Here is a 22,095-nt window from a genome sequence, read left to right as displayed (position 1 = left end):
GTTTAAATATTTGAGTGCAAACTCATGTCTATATGGACGTGACTCGTTTAAACAAGGGTTTAAAACAAGCTACGTCCATAACAGAGTATTGGTATGTTGGCTGCTGTTTAAACCGCTTTGATTGACAGCTTAACACGCCCCTGTTTGTCAATTTCTGTTAAGCGCACTTTGATCTCTTGACCTTCTTTTAGATAGTCTTCGACATTCTCAACACGCTCATCCGAAATTTGCGAAACGTGAACTAAGCCTTCACGACCTGGCATGTAAGATACAAACGCGCCAAAATCGACGATTTTAACCACTTTAGCATCATATACTTTACCGATTTCCGGTTCAGCCACGATCTGCATAATACGCGCAATCGCATCATCCGCACAGGACTGATCGGACGCTGCAATACGCACCGTACCATCGTCGTCTAGCTCGATGACCGCACCCGATTGCTCGGTTAGCATACGGATGGTTGCGCCACCTTTACCGATGATTTCACGCACTTTTTCAGGTTTAACTTTAATCGTGGTAATACGTGGAGCCGTTGCTGCGACATCAGTATTAGATGAGGTAATGGCTTTATTCATTTCACCCAAAATATGCAAACGCCCTGCTTTCGCTTGATCTAGCGCGATTTGCATAATTTCTTCAGTAATGCCTTCGATTTTAATATCCATTTGAAGTGCGGTAATACCTTGATCCGTCCCGGCTACTTTAAAGTCCATATCACCTAGATGATCTTCGTCACCTAAAATGTCTGACAGAACGGCAAAGCCTGATTCTTCTTTAATCAGACCCATCGCAATACCGGCTACTGGTGCCGCAATTGGTACCCCGGCGTGCATTAAGGACATACTGGTACCACAAACGGTCGCCATCGAGCTTGAACCGTTTGATTCGGTAATTTCAGACACCACACGAACGGTATAAGGGAACTCGTCGGCTGTCGGTAGCATAGCCGCAACGCCGCGACGCGCTAACATACCGTGTCCAATTTCACGACGCCCTGGTGTACCCATACGACCACACTCACCAACTGAATATGGAGGGAAGTTGTAATGCAACATAAAGCGATCTTTGTAAGAACCGGTTAGCTCGTCAACAATTTTGGCATCTTGTTCGGTACCCAATGTGGTCACAACTAACGCCTGGGTTTCACCACGCGTAAACAAGGCTGAACCGTGTACTTTTGGCAATACGCCAACTTTGCAATCAATTCCACGAATGGTTTGGTTATCACGACCATCAATACGTGGCTGACCCGATACGCTACGGCCGCGCACGATGTCTTTTTGTAATTTACCAAATAAACCTTCTAATTCTTTCTCTGACGCCCCATCTGGATTTTCTTCCGTGGCTGCCAAGGTCTGAATTAGTTTTGCTTTAGCTTCATCTAAAGCCGCGTAACGCGCCATTTTGTCAGCAATGTTATAAGCCGATTCAACATCCGAACGGATTAAGCTAAATACTTGATCTTTTAATGCGGTGTTTTCGGCAACTGGTTGCCAATCCCAACGTGGTTTACCGACTTCTTCAGCCAGTTCACGAATCGCTTGAATCGCCACTTGCATCTGCTGGTGACCAAACATGACCGCGCCTAACATCACGTCTTCTGGTAGTTCGCTGGCTTCAGATTCCACCATTAATACTGCTGATTCTGTACCGGCCACACTTAACTCTAAATCTGACTCATCAAGGTGTTGAACCGATGGGTTTAAGATATATTCGCCGTCACGGAAACCGACAATCGCCGCCCCAATCGGGCCATTAAATGGAATACCAGATATGGCTAAAGCGGCTGAGGTACCTAACATAGCCGCCACTTCTGTTCCCGCATCTGGGTCTAAAGCTAATACCGTAGCCACGACCTGCACTTCATTCATAAAGCCTTTTGGAAACAGTGGGCGAATAGGACGGTCAATCAAACGCGAGGTTAAGGTTTCAAATTCCGATGGACGCGCTTCACGCTTTAAAAATCCACCTGGGATTTTACCGGCCGCGTAGGCTTTTTCTTGGTAGTTAACCGTTAAGGGGAAGAAGTCTTGGCCTTCTTTGGCTTTTTTAGCACCGACCACCGTGACTAAAATGCGAGTATCACCCATGCCGATTACAACCGCACCATCGGCTTGACGCGCAATTTCGCCCGTTTCTAACGTAATGGTGTGGTGACCATACTGGAAGCTTTTTACATGTTTTGCCATCAGAGTTTCCTTTCTGCTTGCTTTAACTGGAAACCTGAATCCCTAAAGTCACCTAGTTAATAAGCCAAACCACCAGTCCTGGTGATGGATAAAAACGGATGGGTTTAGGGATTCAGGTTATAAAGGGTTTTCAGTTAATTCGTTTAAATAATCAAAAATATCAGGTTTTTATTCAGCTACATATTGTACAGACTTTGTTGGCCTTGCGCCTACAAAAAAGCCCCGACTAAGCGGGGCTTTTTTAGCAGCTTGAAATCTTACTTACGTAAGCCAAGACGTGCGATCAAATCTAAATAACGCTGACCGTCTTTTTTGTGTAAGTAGTCTAGCAACTTACGACGACGACCAACTAAACGTAGTAGACCAACACGTGAGTGATTGTCTTGCTTATGCGTTTTGAAGTGACCAGTTAAGTATTGAATACGGTGAGTTAACAAAGCAACCTGAACTTCAGTTGAACCTGAATCGTTTGCGTTTGCGCCATATTCAGCGATGATTTTTGCTTTAGTTTCAGCATCAAACATTATCTTCTCTCCTAGAGATCGGTTTTTTATTAAAAGTCAATTTCCGCAACCGATAGCAGAAACTGAACGACGTACTATACAGATTTTATTGCGTTTTTCAATCTAATTTCGTAATTAATGCTTACCATAGCCGTGCATATAATGCTCGATCTGCGCCATGGATTCACTCATTGCGCGCACCAAATGATCTAAGCTGACTACGGCATTTTCAAGAATATTTACCGCAATATATGGATGCTCGACTTTTAGGCGGTCGTACATGGAGCGTGTTAAGGCCAATAAGGTGACTTTTTTAGAGGAGCAATACATTCTTAAATTACGTGGTTTGCGGTCGAAAAATGACATTTCACCAATCAAACTACCCTCACCTTGATGGCCAACATTCACTTCGTTCTGACCATCATAACTGGTAAAGCCAACTTTGCCTTGAATCACAAACATGAGGCAGTCGCCCACCTCACCGAGGTCTGAAATAATCTGATCACGCTCGTAAGTTTTCTCTTGCAAGTAACTGGTCAAGGTTTCAACCTCATTACGAGTTAATGACTCGCAAATAAAGTGTTGCTGGAAAAATTCAAAAAGTTCAGTGGCTGTCATATTCGTCATGTTTTATTCTCCTCTAATCGTCGCGCCAAGAAGGACGCAACCGGGCGGCCATCTTCAATGCGGCTTATTTTATCAACTATCACTTCAAACTCGGCAAATTCTTTTGCTAATTCGTGTTTTTTTATTAATAAATTGGGATTTTTGGGGGAGCCAAAGACTTCGGCACCCTCGGCAAAGGTAGAAATCAAGACATAACCACCAGGCCTGGTATGTGCGCGCATATAAGGATATAAGCTGCGATTAAGGAAACGATTCATCAGGATTAAATCAAACGATTGATTAGGCAAACAATCTTGCGAACGTAGATCACAACAGTGCCAATTCACGTCTACCCCATTGTGTTTGGCTAGGGTTTTGGCACGTTGAATCACTCGAGCTTGCTGATCAATCGCGGTAACTTGCCAGCCCTGCTCAGCTAAATACACGGCATCACGTCCACCGCCACAACCTAAATCTAGCGCGTTTAATGGTTCACTGTGCAAAAACGTCAGTAGATTCTTTTCATTCACTTGCTGCAACAAGGGGTTTGGCGACCATAAACGTGTGGATTTAACTCCGACCACTAGGCCTGGTGCTTTCAGATTAGCAAATTCAATATCGGTTAAACAGGCGCTAATTTTATAACCTTTTTCACGCAAAAAAGTTAGGATTAAGCCCAGCTGAGCTTCGGGAGCGATTAAACCCAAGTTCGCTGGAGCGGCCGGCAATTCGTTTAAACGATGTTGTAATTCAGGCCAGCTAAAAAACGCCGCATTGGGAAAGTGCCCGGCACTATATTCTTGCAACGAACGACAGTCTAACCAGGCCTGGTGGTCACTATTGAGCATGGGAGTCGAGGCTTGGATCGACGTTAAAACCACGCTTTATTTTTAAGCGTTGTTTATCTGCACGCCACTCACCAATCGCAAAAATCTGCTGATGCTCGTTATATAATCGTACCAAGCAATCTTTTTCTGGGTTTTGCGGTTTTACATCAAATAAAAACCCGCCCAACCATAGATGATTTTTTTGTTCAACTGTGAGATAAATCGCTTCATAATCGACCAAGGCAATATCAATCGGTAACAGATTAGTAACACGAAACATGGCGATTTCATCCAAATCACGCATCATATCGGCTTTGAACACGCCGGTTTGGGTACGGTGCAAGGCGGTTAGATGCCCTACTGTGCCTAAAGCCTTGGCAATATCTTCACCCAAAACCCGCACATAAGTGCCTTTTGAACAATGTACTTCAAAACGGATTTGGTGTTGATCGAAATCTAATAGGCTTAATTCCATAATCTGAACTTGGCGCGGCTCACGCTCAATTTCGATGCCTTTACGGGCATAGACATGTAGGGATTTACCTTCAAATTTAAGCGACGAATACATGGGGGGCACTTGTAAAATCTCACCACGAAACCGTTCTAAAACCGATTCAATTTTTTCGCGTGTTAAAGCAGGCACAGCCATCTGTTCAATAATTTCGCCGTCATGATCGCCGGTATCCGTTTCGACCCCTAACCCCAAGGTGGCAATATAACGTTTGTCAGAAGCGAGTAATAATCCCGAGACTTTTGTTGCTTCACCCAAACAAACTGGCAACAATCCGGTGGCAAATGGATCTAAGGTGCCGGTATGGCCCGCTTTTTTAGCCGAATAAATTCTGGTGACCTTTTGAACGACATCTCTTGAGGTCAAGCCCGCCGCTTTATTAACCAACACTATGCCATTGACAACTTTTTTTCGTCTACCTCTCGCCGCCATGCTTAATACAGGGCCTTTTTGATCAACTGTTCAATGTGATCAACATGTTCGGGAACGGTATCGTGGTAAAAACGTAAATTTGGCGTAATACGCAAACGTAATTGTTTGCCCAGCTCGGTGCGGAAAAACCCTTTGGCTTTTTCTAAGGCTTTAATCGCCTCTTCCACTTCAACATCACCAGACTTAGCACCCAGCACGGTAAAATAGATTTTCGCCAAGCTCATGTCTTTCGTGACTTTACATTCTGTCAGGGTCAAACCTTGCAGGCGTGGATCTTTGGTCTCACGACGCAACATGTTTGATAACAAACGAAATATTTCTTGCGACACACGATCGGTGCGGCTAAATTCTTGACTCATGATTTTCCATTTCCATCAGACCACCAGGCCTGGTTATTTTGTTTTCTGTAAAAACAAAATGCCCCGAAGGGCATTCTAATGTAGTTATTTAAACGTCTTCTTTAACGCCTAACCTTGCGGCTTTTCATCGGCTGTTGTCTGAGTAGATAAGCACCGATGAATAGACACAAGGCCAGAATAGAATCTTAATCTAAAGTACGCTTGACTTCATAACGCTTAAAGACTTCGATTTGATCGCCAACTTTAACATCATTATAGTCTTTCACGCCAATACCACATTCCATACCTTGACGAACTTCTTTCACGTCATCTTTAAAACGACGTAAAGATTCAAGTTCACCTTCGTAAATAACCACGTTATCACGTAATACACGGATTGGCTGGCTACGTTCAACAATACCTTCGGTAACCATACAACCCGCAATCATGCCGATTTTAGGTGCTTTAAATACATCACGTACTTCAGCAATACCGATGATTTCTTCACGTTGTTCAGCCGATAGCTTACCTTCAATTGCGCGTTTAACTTCGTCGACTACTTCATAAATAATGCTGTAGTAGTACAAGCCAACACCTTCACGTTCAATCAAACGCTTAGCCGATGCATCCGCACGCACGTTGAAACCAAATACTAAGGCATCGGACGCAATGGCAAGGTTTACATCACTTTCGGTGATCCCACCTACGCCACTGCTTACGACGGTTACACGTACTTCGTCGTTACTTAGATCGGTTAAGGCATTACTGATGGCTTCGATCGAACCTTGTACATCGGCTTTTAGCACGATATTGACGGTCTTCATTTCGCCCTCGGCCATCTTGTTGAACATATTATCCAACTTAGCACTTTGCTGACGCGCGATCTTAACTTCTTTATATTTACCTTGACGGAACAACGCGACTTCACGAGCTTTACGCTCATTGTCGACCGTGATCATTTCGTCACCCGCGGCCGGTACGCCAGATAGACCTAAAATCTCAACTGGGAAAGATGGGCCTGCGCTATCGACAACTTTGCCTTGTTCGTTCACCAATGCACGTACACGACCGAATTCCATACCACACAAGGCGATATCGCCTTTTCTTAAGGTACCAGACTGGACCAATACGGTAGCGACTGGACCGCGACCTTTATCTAGACGCGATTCGATTACCACACCTTTTGCATGTCCTTCTGTAGGCGCATCTAACTCTAGAATTTCAGCACTTAATAAAATCGCTTCTAGCAAGGCGTCAATCCCCATACCCGTCTTAGCCGATACAGGTACAAACTGGATATCCCCACCCCATTCTTCTGAGATGACGTCTTCGTTTGCCAATTCTTGTAATACACGGTCAGGATTGGCGCCCTCTTTATCCATCTTGTTGATCGCCACCACAATGCCAACGCCTGCGGCTTTCGCATGTTGAATGGCTTCTTTTGTTTGCGGCATCACACCATCATCAGCTGCCACAACGATAACCACAATGTCCGTTACTTTGGCACCACGTGCACGCATCGCGGTAAAGGCCTGGTGACCCGGGGTATCGATAAATGTGATATCACCATTTGGCGTTTCAACATGATAAGCACCAATATGCTGGGTAATCCCACCGGCTTCACCCGTGGCTACTTTGGCTTTACGAATATGGTCAAGCAAGGAGGTTTTACCATGGTCAACGTGACCCATGATAGTGACCACCGGTGCACGGTGAACAAATTCACCGTGATATTCTTGCTGTAGCACTTCTTCTTCCAGCGCGTTTTCTTTAAGTAGAACTGGCTTATGACCTAGCTCTTCTACCACGATCGCGGCCGTTTCCTGATCAAGCACTTGGTTAATGGTGACCATGCCCATCATAAACTTAATTACTTCGGCGACCTTAACCGACATTTTATCAGCCAGTTCGGCGACCTGAATCGTTTCAGGAATGGCGACATCACGCACAACCGGGCCAACTGGTTTTTGGAAACCGTGCTGATTATCATGCGCCGCTTGTGAATTGCTTGGCTTTCTATAGTCAAAACGCTTCTTAGACTTACGACGACCCAAGCTCATTTTTTCATTATCATCACTGACAATTTTAGTTTTAATGGTTTTCTTAGCTTTAGGTGGACCATCTTCTAAACGACTATCAAGCGTTTTGCCTTTTTTGGCTTTAGATTTTTTATCGTTTTTAGAATCCACCACTGCTTCTGGTTCAACCGTAGCTGGATCCACCACTGGCTCTGCTGCTTGAGCGGCCTTAGTATCAGCTGTCTTAGCTTCTGTTGTGGCTTCCACCGTCTCTTTGGTTTCTACGGCTGTTGTAGTTTCAGGTGTAGCATCGGGGGTTTTAACTTCATCAGTCGTAACCGCCGCTACCTCTTCAATCTCTTCCGGCTTCGTTTCTTCTAACTCAGAACGCTTAACGTAGGTACGCTTTTTACGTACTTCAACATTGACTGTTCTTTTATTTGAACCTGATGACAAATTTAATGTCTTAACTTCTTTACGACGTAAAGTAACTTTTTTAGGCTCGTCTTCTGCAACATCCCCGTGCAGGCTTTTTAGATAAGCCAACAAAGTGCGTTTTTCTTCTTCGCTGATTGCATCATCTTTGGTCTTGTTTTTGACGCCCGATGCTTCAAGCTGCGCTAATAATTTATCTACAGAAAGGTTGAGTGTTTCTGAAAACTTTAATATCGATACTTCGGCCATAATCTCGCCTCTCCCTTTTCCTGTTATTCAAACCATGGTGCGCGTGCTTTCATAATGAGCGCAGCAGCGGCGTCTGCATCTAAATTGACTAACTCAAGTAATTCATCCGTACCAAGCTCGGCTAAATCTTCTTGAGTCACTATGCCTTTAGACGCCAACTGTTTGGCCATGTCATCGTTCATGCCTTCAAGCGCCAATAAATCATCAGCGGGCTCGGCAAGCGCGGTTTTTTCTTCATTTACAATGGCTTGCGTTAACAATGCGTCTTTAGCGCGCTGCTTCAGCTCGTTGACTAAATCTTCGTCAAAGCCATCAATTTCTAACATTTCAGCGGTCGGTACATACGCCACTTCTTCGATCGTGGTAAAGCCTTCTTCTACCAATACTTGAGCCAACTCTTCGTCAACTTCAAGCAGGGTTACAAAGGTGTCGATGTATTTACCAGCTTCATTATTGTGTTTTTCTTCCATGTCCGTTTTTGACATGATGTTTAATTCCCAACCGGTTAACTCAGATGCCAAACGAATGTTTTGGCCACCTTTACCAATTGCTAAAGATAACTGTTCGTCCTCTACCGCTAAATCCATTTCGTGACGATCTTCGTCCACCATAATTGAGGTGATTTCAGCGGGTGCCATCGCGTTGATAACAAACTGAGCATCGTTTGGATCCCACTGAATAATATCAATACGTTCGCCATTCAACTCGTTAGTAACCGCTTGAACACGGCCACCACGCATACCCACACAAGCACCAATTGGATCTAGGCGCGGGTCATTTGCACGCACAGCGATTTTGGCACGGAAACCGACATCACGCGCGGCGGCCATAATGTCAATTAAATCATCACCAATCTCGGGTACTTCAATTTTAAACAATTCCATCAGCATTTCTTTACAAGCACGCGACATAAACAACTGTGGGCCACGTGGACGGAAGCTGACTTCTTTTAAATAAGCACGCACACGATCACCGATACGGAAGGTTTCACGCGCGACCAATTCACTGCGTGGAATAATGGCATCAACGTTATCGCCCATATCCAGAATCACATCACCGCGATCAACGCGTTTAACTTGGCCGGTTAGGATTTCACCAACACGTCCTGAATAGTCTTCAACCACTTTTTTGCGTTCGGCTTCGCGGACTTTCTGAATGATCACTTGTTTAGCCGTTTGAGCACCAATACGGCCAAACTCAATGGATTCAATTTCCTCTTCAACATACTCGTCTGGCTGAGCGTGTGGATCAACATCCACCGCATCCATCATACGAATATATAAACCCGCTTCACCTTCAATAGCCACATCGTCTTCAATCACTAACCAACGACGGAAGGTTTTGTAGTCACCTGTATGACGGTCGATCTCAACACGTGCATCTATCTTGTCATCATAACTTTTGGTGGTCGCCATCGCTAAAGCGGTTTCAATCGCCTCAAAAATGATTTCTTCATCCACGCCTTTTTCGTTAGACATGATTTCAACAACGGATAATACTTCTTTACTCATGATTCAACCGCCTTACAGTTCTACGACTAAATTTGCTTTATCAATACTCGAAAATGGAATCTCATATACTTCACGATCCACTTCCACCTCGATTTGGTCTTGATCCGCTTGGATCAATTCCCCTTTAAACTTGCGGCGCCCCATAATAGGTGAGCGCGCACGTACATTTACTGTTTTACCAATATAGGGTGTGTAATGTTCGGGCTTGAACAAAGGGCGCTCCATACCCGGCGATGAGATTTCAAGCAGATAAGCCGCTGAAATCGGATCTTCAACATCCATGATCGCACTCACCTGACGACTCACTTTTGCACAATCATCAACCGTGACACCGACACCGGGACGATCAATATAAATACGCAAGGTTGAATCTTTACCGGCCGGGATATATTCGCAGCCCCATAAATCCATTCCTAGGGCTTCAATCGCAGGAGCGACAAGCGATTCAATTTTTTGTTCTAACGTCACACTTCACCTATAGTCAAAAAAAACCAACAAAAAACCCCGTAAAAACGGGGTTCTCTAAGGCCAAAAAACGGTTAAATTAAGATTATAACTTACCTGTAACCGCTTTTTGAAAAATACATTTCAGAAAAACTGCGCTAAGAATACTCCTAGAATCAGATTCTGTCAAGGCGAAAGCCTTTATTTACAGAGTTTTAAGCAAATATCTTTAAATCTTTACACTTTGAATTAGCAAACTATGAACCACTTAAATCCTGCAACTTAACGTAAATCATCGCGGTCATTAAAGCATCGTTAAATGCATCATGTTGGCCCATTTTGGGCAGATCTAATCTATCCAGAATAGCATTAAAACTAAGATCAAAAACTTCATGTTCAGGCTGCAGCCAGTCTTGGTAGAACTGTTTATGGTATAGCTCTGAGACTTCAATTTGTTTATTCGGTAATTTTATACCCAACCAAGGCTTAATTATTGCGTTAACCATCGCCATATCAAACTCCAAATAATACCCAACCAAAGGCCTTGAACCAATAAACTCAATAAATTGCTTAATCGCCTCTATTTCATCAAGTCCAACCACGACATCAACATTGCGTAAACGGTGAATAACAATGCTTTCAGGGTTAATACTGTGTTGCTGTTTAAACTTAAGATTTAAGCTTTGACTCGATAAAATTTGATTTCGTCGGATCTTGATTGCACTAAGGGATATTATTTTATCTGTTTTGGTATCCAAGCCTGTGGTTTCACAGTCAAAACAAACTACATCCTGGTCCTCAGCCGCCTCAAATAGAAAACAATAATCGGGAATTTTGAGACGCCTTTTCAACCAGGCCTGGTGCAGCCTTGCCAACATTAGATCGCACCATCCATTTTAAAATGTTGTTCAATCATTTTTTTAAACTTATGCACGACACTAAATGCATCTTTTAAAAGATCCTGTTGAAAATGATTTAGATGATCGGTCTCAATTGAATTGTCGACGACTTTTTCTCGCGACTTCTTTTCCAGCATAGACTCTAGCCTTAAGGTATTTAAAAAGTTTAAGGTTTCCCCCAACTCAACCCCAAAGGCTTCATCAAAAACGTGTTGATTAATCAACTCTCGAATGCGCCAGTGGGTGTTTGTTTTTTCAATCCCTTTTTCCATCGCTAAACAACGCACACCATGCACAATCGGAAAAATGCCGCCTTTTTTTAAATCAATAGAATGACCTTCATCTTTTTCCGTAATTAACCGCCCAAATAACCCGATTGGCGTGTCAAACTGAAGGACACTACGTGCAAATTGCGCCAAAAACATTTGACGTTTTTGTACTTGTTTCTGCAGAACCGCTTTGATTCTTATCAAACGTTCAGCATCACCGTGAACGGTTTGAGCATCAAACAGAATGGCCAAGCTCATAAAACTTTGCAATGATGGACGTTCAAACCAATCAATTATCTGAGATTCAAATGCACTCTCGCTTACACACCACTGTGGGTTGGACACCATAATTCCACCCGGACATGGCGGAAACCCTAATTCAATTAATTTGGCTGAATAGGTTTGGCAAAACGACATCAAAGCCTTTGAATCAAGGTGGTCTGCATGTATGACCGCATTATCTTGATCCGTACGCACGACTTGTTCAGAACGCCCTTCACTACCCATAACGATAAATGTTGCGTCAGAAAACTGTTGTTTTTGATCCAAAATCTGCCAAAGCTTAGCTTGAAGTTTGCGATGCAATTCATTCACTAACTTAGCGATATAATGGGTTTTTACGCCTTTATTAGACAAACCTGCGACCAGTTCATCAACCTGTTGGGTGACTTTTTTCAGATCATCAAAACACTCAGCACGTTCGAGCGTTAACATCACCAGGCCTGATTGGTTAGCAAACAGACTCATTAACTCTTTTTGGTGTAAGACGCCAATAAAGCCTTGTTTATCTCGCACCATTAAACGGTCTACACCGTATCGTGTCATTTTTAATAAAGCATTAAACAAGTAGTCATTTTGATTAATTGAAATGACCGGGTAACTGACCAAATCATTAACGGGGCTGCTTAAATCAAAACCCTGAATCGCGAGACCTCTTAAAAGATCGGAGGATGTAATCACGCCCAAACGATCATTATCACTCACCAAGCAAGCATCCGTTTTTTCAGCCTCCATCCGCTCAACACATTCTTTAATACTGGTTTGACTGCTTATTTCAACTAAAGCGTGTAGTGGTGCAATTTTAACCGCATCCATCATCGCTTCACTCGATGATTCGATTTGTAATTGACGGTGAAAATGACTGAGTTTCTGGGTAATATCATTAAAATAAAATGATTCAAACTCCGGATTATGTTTAAGCAGATTCTGAAAAGTAGCAAAAGGTAAACGATAAGCCAACGTTTCTTCAATAGCCTGATAACTCAACCTAGCTTTCTGATCCAGCAGGGTTGAGGCGCCAAACTGTGAGTTAATTCCATAGAGTCCACACTGACCACTACCATCCTCGCCCATGCACTCAGAAACTCGCCCTTTAATCACAATATAGATAAATGCATTTTCCATTAAATCCAAAGGGATCTTGGCATTTAATGGAAAATACACAACATCTAATGCCGCCGCCGCTTCATTTAAATGCGTCGTGCTCAACCGATCAAACGGATGAATTTTTGTTAAAAAGCTGACTTGTTCAACAATAGACATAAACACCTCATAAAACAAATAAAAAAAGGGAGCCGAAGCTCCCCTTTATTATGGTTTAAATTTCTGTTTTAAGAAACTTATTTACCATGGGCTTGCGCCATAAACTCATCCGTATTACCACGATCGCTTGTTATGAAACTAACAACAATCGTAACCAATACCGCAAATGGCACAGAGTAAAGTGCTGGGTTAACCAGTACATCTAAGCCTAGCATTGATGCTTCGCCGAAGAAACGAGCAAACGTAAACAGTAAAGAAGAGACTAGACCAGCAGCCATACCCCAAATTACTGCCTGGCTTGTCATACGCTTCCACCAAACTGCAAATACTAAAGCTGGAGCGAACGTACTAGCTGCAATACCAAAACACATCGCAACCAACATGGCCACGTTTTGTTCTTTCAACCAAATTGACATCGCGATAGCGATAACGGCTAACACAGCCGCCCCTGCTTTTGCAAAACGTACTTGCTGCTCATCGGTTGAATTAGGGTGAATCACACCTTTAAACAAATCATGTGACAAACTCGTCGTCGCAGAGATCAATAAGCCGGCAGAGGTACTTAACATCGCGGCCATTGCACCAGCGGCAATCACACCCATTAGCAATTGACCACCCATCATCTCACCTAACATTGGCATCGTCATGTTAGTTGCTACACCACGCTGACCACTAGCAATCAACTCAACTAAAGTTGGGTACAAGGCGTACATAGCAATCAAACCAACAAAGAATACACTAGCGTAGAAAATGGCTAGACCCCAAATAGTGAACTGGGCTGATTTACGCGCATCTTTTGCATTCGAAACGGTATAAAAACGGATCAAAATATGTGGCAGACCCAATACACCCAAGAACAAAGCTAAAACCAAACTGGCGTTGTCCATCAAGCTACGTAGCTGCACACCTGGTGTAATTGCAGTAGGCGCTTCAGACATAATGCCACGCACGGTTTCAATAGCAACGGCGCTTTCAGCATTCGTCATACCTGCAATCGCGGATACCGCTTCAGCATTACCTGCCGCTAAAACAGGCGGAACCATATCCTTACCTTCGATAACCATACCTACTGGGTTACCACCGAAGAAGTGCACTACACCGAAAATTAGTAAGAAAATTAGCGCACCGAATAAAATCGCACCCTGTACCGCTTGGTTATAACTGGTACCTTTCATACCACCCATGATAACGAAAATCGCCATCAATGAACCGGTAACGATGACCGTTGGCAAATAATCCCAGTCAAGCAACAGGCCGAACAATAAACCTGCGCCCACAATCTGTGGTACCAAATACATAACACAAAGCACTAAGGTTGAGATCATGGCAACCAAACGAATACCACGCTCACTACCTTGGTAACGAGAGTTCAAAACGTCAGCTACAGTAAATTTACCAACATTTTTCAATGGACCTGCAATAACGAGCAAAACCACAATCCATGCAGCAAAGAAACCAATGGCTAGCCACCAACCGTCAACACCCATTAAGGCTACGGCACCCGCGACACCTAAGAAACTTGCGGCACTGGCATAGTCACCAAACATGGCCATACCGTTAACACGTGGGGAAATACCACCACCAGCAACATAAAAATCCGCTGTTCTGGCTGTTGAACGGCGATGGAAATAACTGATATAAAGCGATAATAATATGCCTAATATTACAACACTAAGAGCTACTATATTTTCCATACTAATTAGCTCCTTCTTCTAATTCTGATTTTTTAAGATAAAGGTGAGTTATGACTACGCCTGAGATAATAATGATTAATCCACCCCAAATAGCCAATGGCAAACCAATTATTTCGAATGCGGCAATATCTTTAAACGTAGCCGATGTCATCAAAGCCACTCCAAAATATAATACCGTGTAAATCGCCAATAGAATGGCGGCAAATTTTACTTTACTTCCATTCATAGGAAACCTCCCACAACATTTATTGTTTTATTCATAGTTAAAACTCTCCTAATTGATATAAATTCGACTTTACCTCTAGAATCTAGGGCTAAAATCGACCTCGCTTCGTATTATGTTTTTTTTGGGGTTAAATTCGCAACAAAAAATTGCACAATTTGACCAGAATTTTTTTGTGCACGCCCAAAAACTGTTCAAAATTGTGCATAAAATTAGATTTTAATTAGCTTTTTTTACTTCTGTTGGAATTGCTTCAAAATACCTGGATCTTCCAGGGTAGACGTATCTTGAGTAATTTCTTCACCTTTCGCCAAGGTACGTAATAGACGACGCATAATCTTACCGGAGCGTGTTTTAGGTAAATTCGTTCCAAAACGAATATCATCCGGCTTCGCTATCGGACCAATTTCTTTGGCCACCCAATTACGTAACTCCGTTACCATCGCATCACGTTCGGCTCCCTCTGGTAAATCTTGGTTCAATACCACAAACGCAAATACCGATTCACCTTTTACATCATGCGGTTTGCCTACCACGGCGGCCTCAGCAACTTTTGGATGCGCGACTAAAGCCGATTCAATTTCCATTGTGCCTAAACGATGACCGGATACATTCAAAACGTCATCAATACGCCCTAGAATCCAAATATAACCATCTTCATCCTTGTGCGCACTGTCACCTACTACATAGTATTTGTTATTAAACTTCGCATAATAGGTGTCGATATATCGCTGATCATCACCCCAAACAGTCTGTAGCATTGAAGGCCAAGGCTTGCGTACTACTAAATAGCCACCTGAGTTATTACCAATTTCATTGCCTTCTTCGTCTACCACTACGGCATCAATGCCAGGTAATGGGCGCGTACAAGAGCCCGGTTTTAATGGTGTCACACCTGGGAAAGGAGCAATCATATGAGCACCCGTTTCTGTCTGCCACCAAGTATCAATAATCGGACACTCGCCACGACCAATCACGTCGTGATACCACATCCAAGCTTCTGGATTAATCGGCTCGCCCACGGTACCTAAAATACGTAATTTAGATAGGTCATATTTCTCAGGAACCTCTTTACCAAACTTCATTAAGGCACGGATAGCGGTTGGTGCGGTATAGAACACCGTAACACCATGATCCTGACAGATCTGCCAGAAACGGCCCGCATCTGGATAAGTCGGAACACCTTCAAACATTAAGATGGTTTGACCCATTGCCAACGGACCATAGGCTACGTAACTATGACCGGTAATCCAGCCCACATCGGCGGTACACCAAAACACATCACTGTCTTTTAGATCAAACATCCATTCGTTGGTCAACATGGCGTTAAGCAAATAACCACCTGAACCGTGTTGAATACCTTTTGGTGTGCCAGTTGAACCAGAGGTGTAAAGCAAGAATAATGGATGATCGGCATTCACCATCACTGGGTCGTGATAATTGCTCATACCGGCTTCGGCTTCATGCCACCAAATATCACGCCCTTCTTTCATATTGACATCTTGCTTGGTGCGCTGATACACAATCACGTTCTTAACTGTATCGCAACCTTTCTCTAAGGCTTCATCCACCGAAGCCTTAAGTGGCACTGATTTACCACCACGCAAACCACCATCGGTGGTGATCACCATCTTAGCACCTGCATTTTCAACACGGTCTCTTAAAGCCTCAGCCGAGAAGCCACCAAACACGATAGAATGAATTGCCCCAATACGTGCACAGGCTTGCATTGCAAATACCGCTTGTGGAATCATTGGCATATAGATAATAACGCGATCACCCTTAGTAATGCCTTGCGCCGTTAAAGCATTGGCAAAACGCGCCACTTCATCATGCAACTCTTGGTAGGTGTAATGATGCACATCCCCTTGGTCACCTTCGAAAATAATCGCTAACTTATCACTTTTGTTTTCCAAATGACGGTCAATACAGTTATAGGAGACATTTAACTCACCATCACTAAACCAACGATAAAGCGGGGCTTTTGAATCGTCCAATGCCTGGGTGAATGGCTTAGACCAACTTAGTTTTTCGCGCGCTAAATCTGCCCAAAATCCAATGTGATCTTTGTCTGCTTTTTCATACATCGCATCCAAAATTTCTTTATTGATGCCCGCTTGGCTCTTGATCATTTCTGAGGGCTCAAAAACACGGCTCTCGGTTAGGATTGATTCAATATTGTTAGACATCTCCACCTCCACTCACTCTAAAAATTCGAAAATAGGATCTTGTACAATGCTTAGCGCATTGCAAAGTACAAATAGGTATTACTAAAATTTGGCGTATTCTAACGCGTTTTGGCCCTTCTCGGCTTTAAACTTCTTTATTACCAGGCCTGGTTGTTTTATTAAACTGACCAATAATTTGATTTCGGCCCTTTTCTTTCGCTTGATATAAACGTTGATCAGCCAATTTAAAAGCTTCATCCAGCGATCCCGTTGAATCAATAGCGGCCACCCCGCCACTAATCGTAAACATGAAAGGTTGATGACTGTTACTTGAGGCTTCAACAAACTGTCGGAAACGTTCCGCTTTTTGATAGGCTTCGTCTTCTGGCATATTATTAATAAAAACCGCAAACTCTTCACCGCCCCAGCGCACAATTAAATCATCTTGACGGAAAAAACCGGTCAACATTTGCGCAAACTCAACTAATACTTGATCACCTGCCTGATGTCCATGCGCATCGTTAAGCTGTTTAAAGTGGTCAATATCAAAAAACAACATGGTTCCGGCTTGGCCATAATCAAGTATTTTTTGCAAAGACTCGTTAAAAAAACGTCGATTATACAATCCGGTTAGTTCATCCGTATTCGCTTGAGTACGTAGTTGATGACTTTTTAAATGTAGAGCTTGAATCATGTCGTAAGAGTTTTCTAACGCATAGGTATAACGACTAAAAATTACATATATGACCGTCCATAAAAACAGTAACACGAGCAAGTTAAGAACGGATTCGGCTATCAATGAACGCTGATTTTGATTTTGAATATCGGTAATATCTGTGGCGATCACTACTTTCGACACGACTTCACCTTGATGATTAGGTTGGTCCAAGTGAGTCAACACCAGATAGGTTCGACCTTGATACTTAACTAACTGAGAGTTGCGCTTTAAGTTAATCTGATTAGCTAATTCTTCAAACAGAGCCGTTTGTTGAATAATAGAAAAGCCGTTTAAATTATCAAAGCCATAAGTGGTCTGCAACTTACCTAAAGAACTTGACTCCACTAAAATCATAGACTCAACATCAAATCGATCCACTAACTTTTCAACAAAATAGTTAGGACGGATACCGAACTCCAATAATCCTAAATATTCTTTATTTTGGTTAATAAGGGGCGTGGTAATTCGATAAGTAATACCATTTTTGCCAACTTCAAAACCCTGTAACGATTGTTTAGTGGCATTTACATCCCGAACAATCGGGCGAATTTCAGTCAAATCATCACCATAAACTTCCGGTTGATGTAATCTTAAAATTGTACGATTGTCTGGCGCAATAAAATGCATTATGTGAAGATTGGGTTCAATGGAACGCATACGATCATAATCAGACTTTACATAATTTAACAAAGCTTCATGATTACGTTCTTGCATTAAGGGCGTCATAAGAGGTTCATAAGCATAATGCATTGAAAGCATTAGATATTTATCACTCAACCCCTTAATTAAGTCTTGAAAATATAAATGCGCATCCGCACCCAGATTTTGAACCTGAGACTCCAGCTGTTTTTGATGCTTTATATTCGCGTTAATAGTCTGTACTACGACACTGATCAAAATAAAGCCAAAGATAATGCTTAGGTATTTCCACTTTATTTTATTTGTCATTTCATCACCACTTCCGGTTGCCATCCCAATGCGTTTAAAGCTTCGATTAAATCGTCTTCTGGTCGAATCCACCAGTTTGATTTTAACTGTGCTTTGGCTTGTCGGTTTTGATACTCCAGCACCAACGGTAAGCCGGTTTCAGATTTATAAGGCATCACTAACGTCAACAGCTCTTGCAGTGCCGTTTCGCTCATTCTAGTCGATTCTGCGTAGAGTTTTAAAGCACGCGCTTCTTTAATACGCATTTCTGACAAGGCAACCACCTGTTCGGCATCGAGCTTAATTCCGCCATTAAAACTATCTTCGGCCACCGTACCATACATTAGCAACACGACATCAGGTTCAATTATGTCTTTCGCACTGCTAAATACCGCCGGTCGTAACACAGCTTCTAAACGTGCGGTTCGGTCATCTAAAGTCACAAACCCCATTTTATCGCCACTGCGTGTGTTTTTAGCGCGAACACCGACCACCAGGCCTGCCACCCAACGTTTATCGTATTTATTTGGGGTCAACTTAGACAGGTTTTGCGACACATAATGGGTGAGTTCTTGACGATAAGCTTCGATCGGGTGACCGCTCAAATACAATCCAAGTGTGTCCTTTTCGCCTTTTAATTTATGGCGCTCAATCATTTCCGGAACGTCTACCAAGCTGGCCGCAGGGGTTAAATCAGGTTCATCTGAACTGAGCGCACCAAATAAGTCTTCTTGACCAGAGTCCGCATTCTTTTGTTGTTGTTCGGCTTGGTGCAAGGCTAAAGTCACACTGGATAACATGGCTTGACGATTGGTGTGCAAACAATCTAACGCGCCAGCGCGGATCAACGCCTCAATTAAGCGACGATTAATTTTTTTGCCAGCGCGTGCGGTAAAGTCAAACAAGTCCTTAAACGGCCCGTTTTCTTTGCGATCCTGAATCACCCCAACTAACGCGGCTTCCCCCACCCCTTTAATCGCGCCTAAACCATACAAAATGGTATCGGTCGAGCTCGCTTTAAACTTGATATGGCACTGGTTAATATCTGGTGATACAAGGTTCAAGTTCATCGCATAACACTCGTTGATCATATGCACGACTTTTTCGGTGTTGTCCATGTCGGATGAAATTTGCGCCGCCATAAAGTGCGCCGGGTAGTGAGTTTTTAACCAAGCAGACTGATAAGACACCAACGCATAAGCGGCCGAGTGAGATTTGTTAAAACCGTAACCGGCGAACTTTTCTACCAGGTCGAAAATTTTCATTGCCAAATCAGCATCAATATTGTTTTTAGCCGCACCTTCGGCAAAACCAGCGCGTTGCTTTGCCATTTCTTCTGGCTTTTTCTTACCCATGGCTCGGCGCAGCATGTCAGCTTGACCTAGGGTGTAACCCGACATAACCTGGGCGATCTGCATAACCTGCTCTTGGTACAAAATAATGCCGTAAGTCGGTTCTAGAGTTTCCTTTAAACACTCGTGCTGATATTGCGCATCCGGATAAGAGACTGGTTCTTTTTTGTGCTTACGTGCAATAAAGTTATCTACCATGCCTGACTCTAATGGGCCAGGACGGAACAAAGCCACTAAGGCGATAATATCTTCAAAAGAATCCGGCTTCAGACGACGAATTAAATCTTGCATACCGCTCGATTCCAGCTGGAACACACCGGTAGTTCGGCCAGTTTTAATCAGGTCAAATACTTTTTGATCAGCCAATGGAATGCGCGCGATATCAACAAAACCTTCATCTCCTGGTTGTTTGCCTTCGTTAATCGCTTGCAAGGCCCAATCAATAATGGTTAAGGTACGCAAACCCAGGAAGTCAAACTTCACCAAACCAATGGTTTCAACATCGTTTTTATCTAATTGAGTAACCACGCTGCGACCATCGGCTTCCGAATAAAGCGGACAGAACTCATCCAATGGCCTTGGGCCAATTACCACCCCGCCGGCGTGTTTACCGACATTACGAACTGTGCCTTCAAGCTTTAAACCCAAATCAAGTAAGGTTTTAACATCTTCGTCTTCGTTATAACGATTTTTTAATTCTTCTTCTTTTTCTAGCGCTTCGCCCAACTTAATCCCCAGCTCGTTGGGAATGAGCTTGGCGACGCCATCCACCATACCGTAAGCATTGCCTAATACGCGCCCCACGTCGCGCACCACCGCTTTAGCGGCCATGGTGCCATAGGTGATAATTTGCGATACATGGTCGCGCCCATAATGCTGGGACACATAATCAATCACTTCGTCGCGTCGCTCCATACAAAAGTCGACGTCGAAATCGGGCATGGAAACACGTTCTGGGTTTAGAAAACGTTCGAAAAGCAAATCGTATTCAATCGGGTCTAAGTCGGTAATTTTAAGCGAGTAAGCCACTAACGAACCTGCGCCAGAACCTCGTCCAGGGCCTACCGGAATGGCATGATTTTTAGCCCATTGAATAAAGTCGGCCACAATTAAAAAGTAACCTGGGAAACCCATTTGCAAAATGGTTTTTAGCTCAAACTCTAAGCGCGCCACATATTCTTGCTTTTTAGCCGCCTGCTCATCCGCGCTTAAATGACCAAATAAAAACGCTAAACGTTCATCCAAGCCTTTACGGCACTCTAAATCGAAAAATTCATCCATCGTCAAGCCTTCCGGAATCGGAAAGTTTGGCAGGAAGTATTCATCCAAGACCAGTTCTAAATTACAGCGTTTGGCGATTTCAACCGTGTTTTGAATCGCCTCCGGAATATCCTCAAACAAGGCCAACATTTCATCGCTTGAACGAAAATATTGCTCTTCCGAAAAAGGTTTAGGACGGTTTGGATCATCTAAAACATAACCGCCGTTAATACAACAGCGCACTTCATGTGCTTCAAAGTCCTGCGCTTGCATGAATCGCACATCGTTGGTGGCCACCACCGGTAACTCATAACGCTCCGCTACATCGAGTGCGGCCTGAATATAGCGTTCTTCATTCTCTCGATTAGTGCGCACTAATTCTAAATAATAGCGACCATCAAAATGGGTTCTCCACCATTCGACACGCTTGGCAACCAAGTTTGGTTTTTCGGCCAGAATCGCCAAACCCACATCACCCTGACGCGCACCCGACAATACAATCAAACCGGCATTATGTTGCGACAACCAGGCCTGTTCAACCAAGGGAACTTGCTGTAGATTCCAGATTTTTTGATTAGATAAGTAACTTTTAGAGATCAACTTAGACAGGTTTAAATAACCCTGCTGGTTTTGGCATAAAACCGTGATGCGGAACACTTCACCTTCAGGCTGCTCGACTAATAAATCCGCTCCCAGAATCGGTTTAACGCCCGCGTTACGCGCCGCATTGTAGAATTTGACCAGCGCAAACATATTGCCTTGATCGGTCAAGGCTAAAGCCGGTTGCTGAAAGCTACTCGCTTGCGAAACCAACGGCTTAATATGCAGCAGACTATCCACCACAGAGTATTCTGAGTGAACATGCAGGTGGACGAATTGATTCATAGAATTTGCATAAAAGATTGAGGGGCTCGTTAAACATCGCGAAACAAGCAAGCTATTTTAAATATAATGCACGGGTAATGCCAGACATAAAA

At 43.3% G+C, this 22,095-nt stretch carries 16 protein-coding genes; all 16 read right to left on the bottom strand.

The window, feature by feature from the left end:
- Window positions 1-107: 107 nt before the first annotated feature.
- The 16 genes from pnp to dnaE all read right to left on the bottom strand — a co-directional run bounded on the left by pnp (window position 108) and on the right by dnaE (window position 22,003).
- On the bottom strand, window positions 108-2,192 hold the full coding sequence (pnp, locus tag N746_RS0105590) for a polyribonucleotide nucleotidyltransferase (protein ID WP_029934670.1): 2,085 nt from the start codon (window positions 2,190-2,192) through the stop codon (window positions 108-110).
- Window positions 2,193-2,449: 257 nt separating this feature from the next.
- The gene (gene rpsO / locus N746_RS0105580; protein WP_029934666.1) at window positions 2,450-2,716 is read right to left on the bottom strand and encodes a 30S ribosomal protein S15; all 267 of its coding nucleotides are present in this window, start codon (window positions 2,714-2,716) and stop codon (window positions 2,450-2,452) included.
- A 114-nt stretch (window positions 2,717-2,830) separates the two neighbouring features.
- Entirely contained in the window at window positions 2,831-3,322 is a 492-nt protein-coding gene (locus N746_RS0105575) for a Crp/Fnr family transcriptional regulator (protein ID WP_051678537.1), read from the bottom strand.
- Complete coding sequence (locus N746_RS0105570) at window positions 3,319-4,149, bottom strand: methyltransferase domain-containing protein (RefSeq protein ID WP_051678536.1); 831 nt, start codon at window positions 4,147-4,149, stop codon at window positions 3,319-3,321. Before N746_RS0105570 ends, N746_RS0105575 begins: the two co-directional genes overlap by 4 nt.
- On the bottom strand, window positions 4,139-5,071 hold the full coding sequence (gene truB / locus N746_RS0105565) for a tRNA pseudouridine(55) synthase TruB (protein ID WP_029934662.1): 933 nt from the start codon (window positions 5,069-5,071) through the stop codon (window positions 4,139-4,141). The genes N746_RS0105570 and truB overlap by 11 nt, the downstream gene beginning before the upstream one ends.
- A 2-nt stretch (window positions 5,072-5,073) precedes the next feature.
- Window positions 5,074-5,430: a 30S ribosome-binding factor RbfA gene (rbfA, locus tag N746_RS0105560; RefSeq protein ID WP_029934661.1), complete on the bottom strand. Its 357-nt coding sequence runs from the start codon at window positions 5,428-5,430 to the stop codon at window positions 5,074-5,076.
- A gap of 185 nt (window positions 5,431-5,615) precedes the next feature.
- Window positions 5,616-8,111 carry a translation initiation factor IF-2 gene (gene infB, locus N746_RS0105555; RefSeq protein WP_029934660.1) on the bottom strand — a complete coding sequence of 832 codons (2,496 nt, stop codon included), beginning with the start codon at window positions 8,109-8,111 and terminating at the stop codon, window positions 5,616-5,618.
- A 23-nt stretch (window positions 8,112-8,134) separates the two neighbouring features.
- Window positions 8,135-9,622, bottom strand: coding sequence for a transcription termination factor NusA (gene nusA / locus N746_RS0105550; RefSeq protein WP_029934659.1), 1,488 nt, complete (start codon window positions 9,620-9,622; stop codon window positions 8,135-8,137).
- 12 nt (window positions 9,623-9,634) lie between these two features.
- Window positions 9,635-10,090: a ribosome maturation factor RimP gene (gene rimP / locus N746_RS0105545; protein ID WP_029934658.1), complete on the bottom strand. Its 456-nt coding sequence runs from the start codon at window positions 10,088-10,090 to the stop codon at window positions 9,635-9,637.
- A gap of 233 nt (window positions 10,091-10,323) precedes the next feature.
- Window positions 10,324-10,944, bottom strand: coding sequence for a 3'-5' exonuclease (locus N746_RS0105540; protein ID WP_029934657.1), 621 nt, complete (start codon window positions 10,942-10,944; stop codon window positions 10,324-10,326).
- On the bottom strand, window positions 10,944-12,776 hold the full coding sequence (locus N746_RS0105535; RefSeq protein ID WP_029934656.1) for a putative nucleotidyltransferase substrate binding domain-containing protein: 1,833 nt from the start codon (window positions 12,774-12,776) through the stop codon (window positions 10,944-10,946). The genes N746_RS0105540 and N746_RS0105535 overlap by 1 nt, the downstream gene beginning before the upstream one ends.
- 77 nt (window positions 12,777-12,853) lie before the next feature.
- Window positions 12,854-14,470: a sodium/solute symporter gene (locus N746_RS0105530; protein WP_029934655.1), complete on the bottom strand. Its 1,617-nt coding sequence runs from the start codon at window positions 14,468-14,470 to the stop codon at window positions 12,854-12,856.
- A gap of 1 nt (window position 14,471) precedes the next feature.
- Window positions 14,472-14,696 carry a universal stress protein UspA gene (locus N746_RS0105525; protein ID WP_029934654.1) on the bottom strand — a complete coding sequence of 75 codons (225 nt, stop codon included), beginning with the start codon at window positions 14,694-14,696 and terminating at the stop codon, window positions 14,472-14,474.
- 230 nt (window positions 14,697-14,926) lie between these two features.
- Window positions 14,927-16,882, bottom strand: coding sequence for an acetate--CoA ligase (gene acs / locus N746_RS0105515; protein ID WP_029934650.1), 1,956 nt, complete (start codon window positions 16,880-16,882; stop codon window positions 14,927-14,929).
- A 124-nt stretch (window positions 16,883-17,006) separates the two neighbouring features.
- Complete coding sequence (locus tag N746_RS10660) at window positions 17,007-18,527, bottom strand: sensor domain-containing diguanylate cyclase (protein WP_162173030.1); 1,521 nt, start codon at window positions 18,525-18,527, stop codon at window positions 17,007-17,009.
- Window positions 18,524-22,003: a DNA polymerase III subunit alpha gene (gene dnaE / locus N746_RS0105505; protein ID WP_029934647.1), complete on the bottom strand. Its 3,480-nt coding sequence runs from the start codon at window positions 22,001-22,003 to the stop codon at window positions 18,524-18,526. The genes N746_RS10660 and dnaE overlap by 4 nt, the downstream gene beginning before the upstream one ends.
- Between the last annotated feature and the right edge of the window lie 92 nt (window positions 22,004-22,095).

This window comes from Thiomicrospira pelophila DSM 1534 (assembly GCF_000711195.1).
Lineage (GTDB): Bacteria > Pseudomonadota > Gammaproteobacteria > Thiomicrospirales > Thiomicrospiraceae > Thiomicrospira > Thiomicrospira pelophila.
This window is presented reverse-complemented; position numbering and strand designations above follow the sequence as displayed.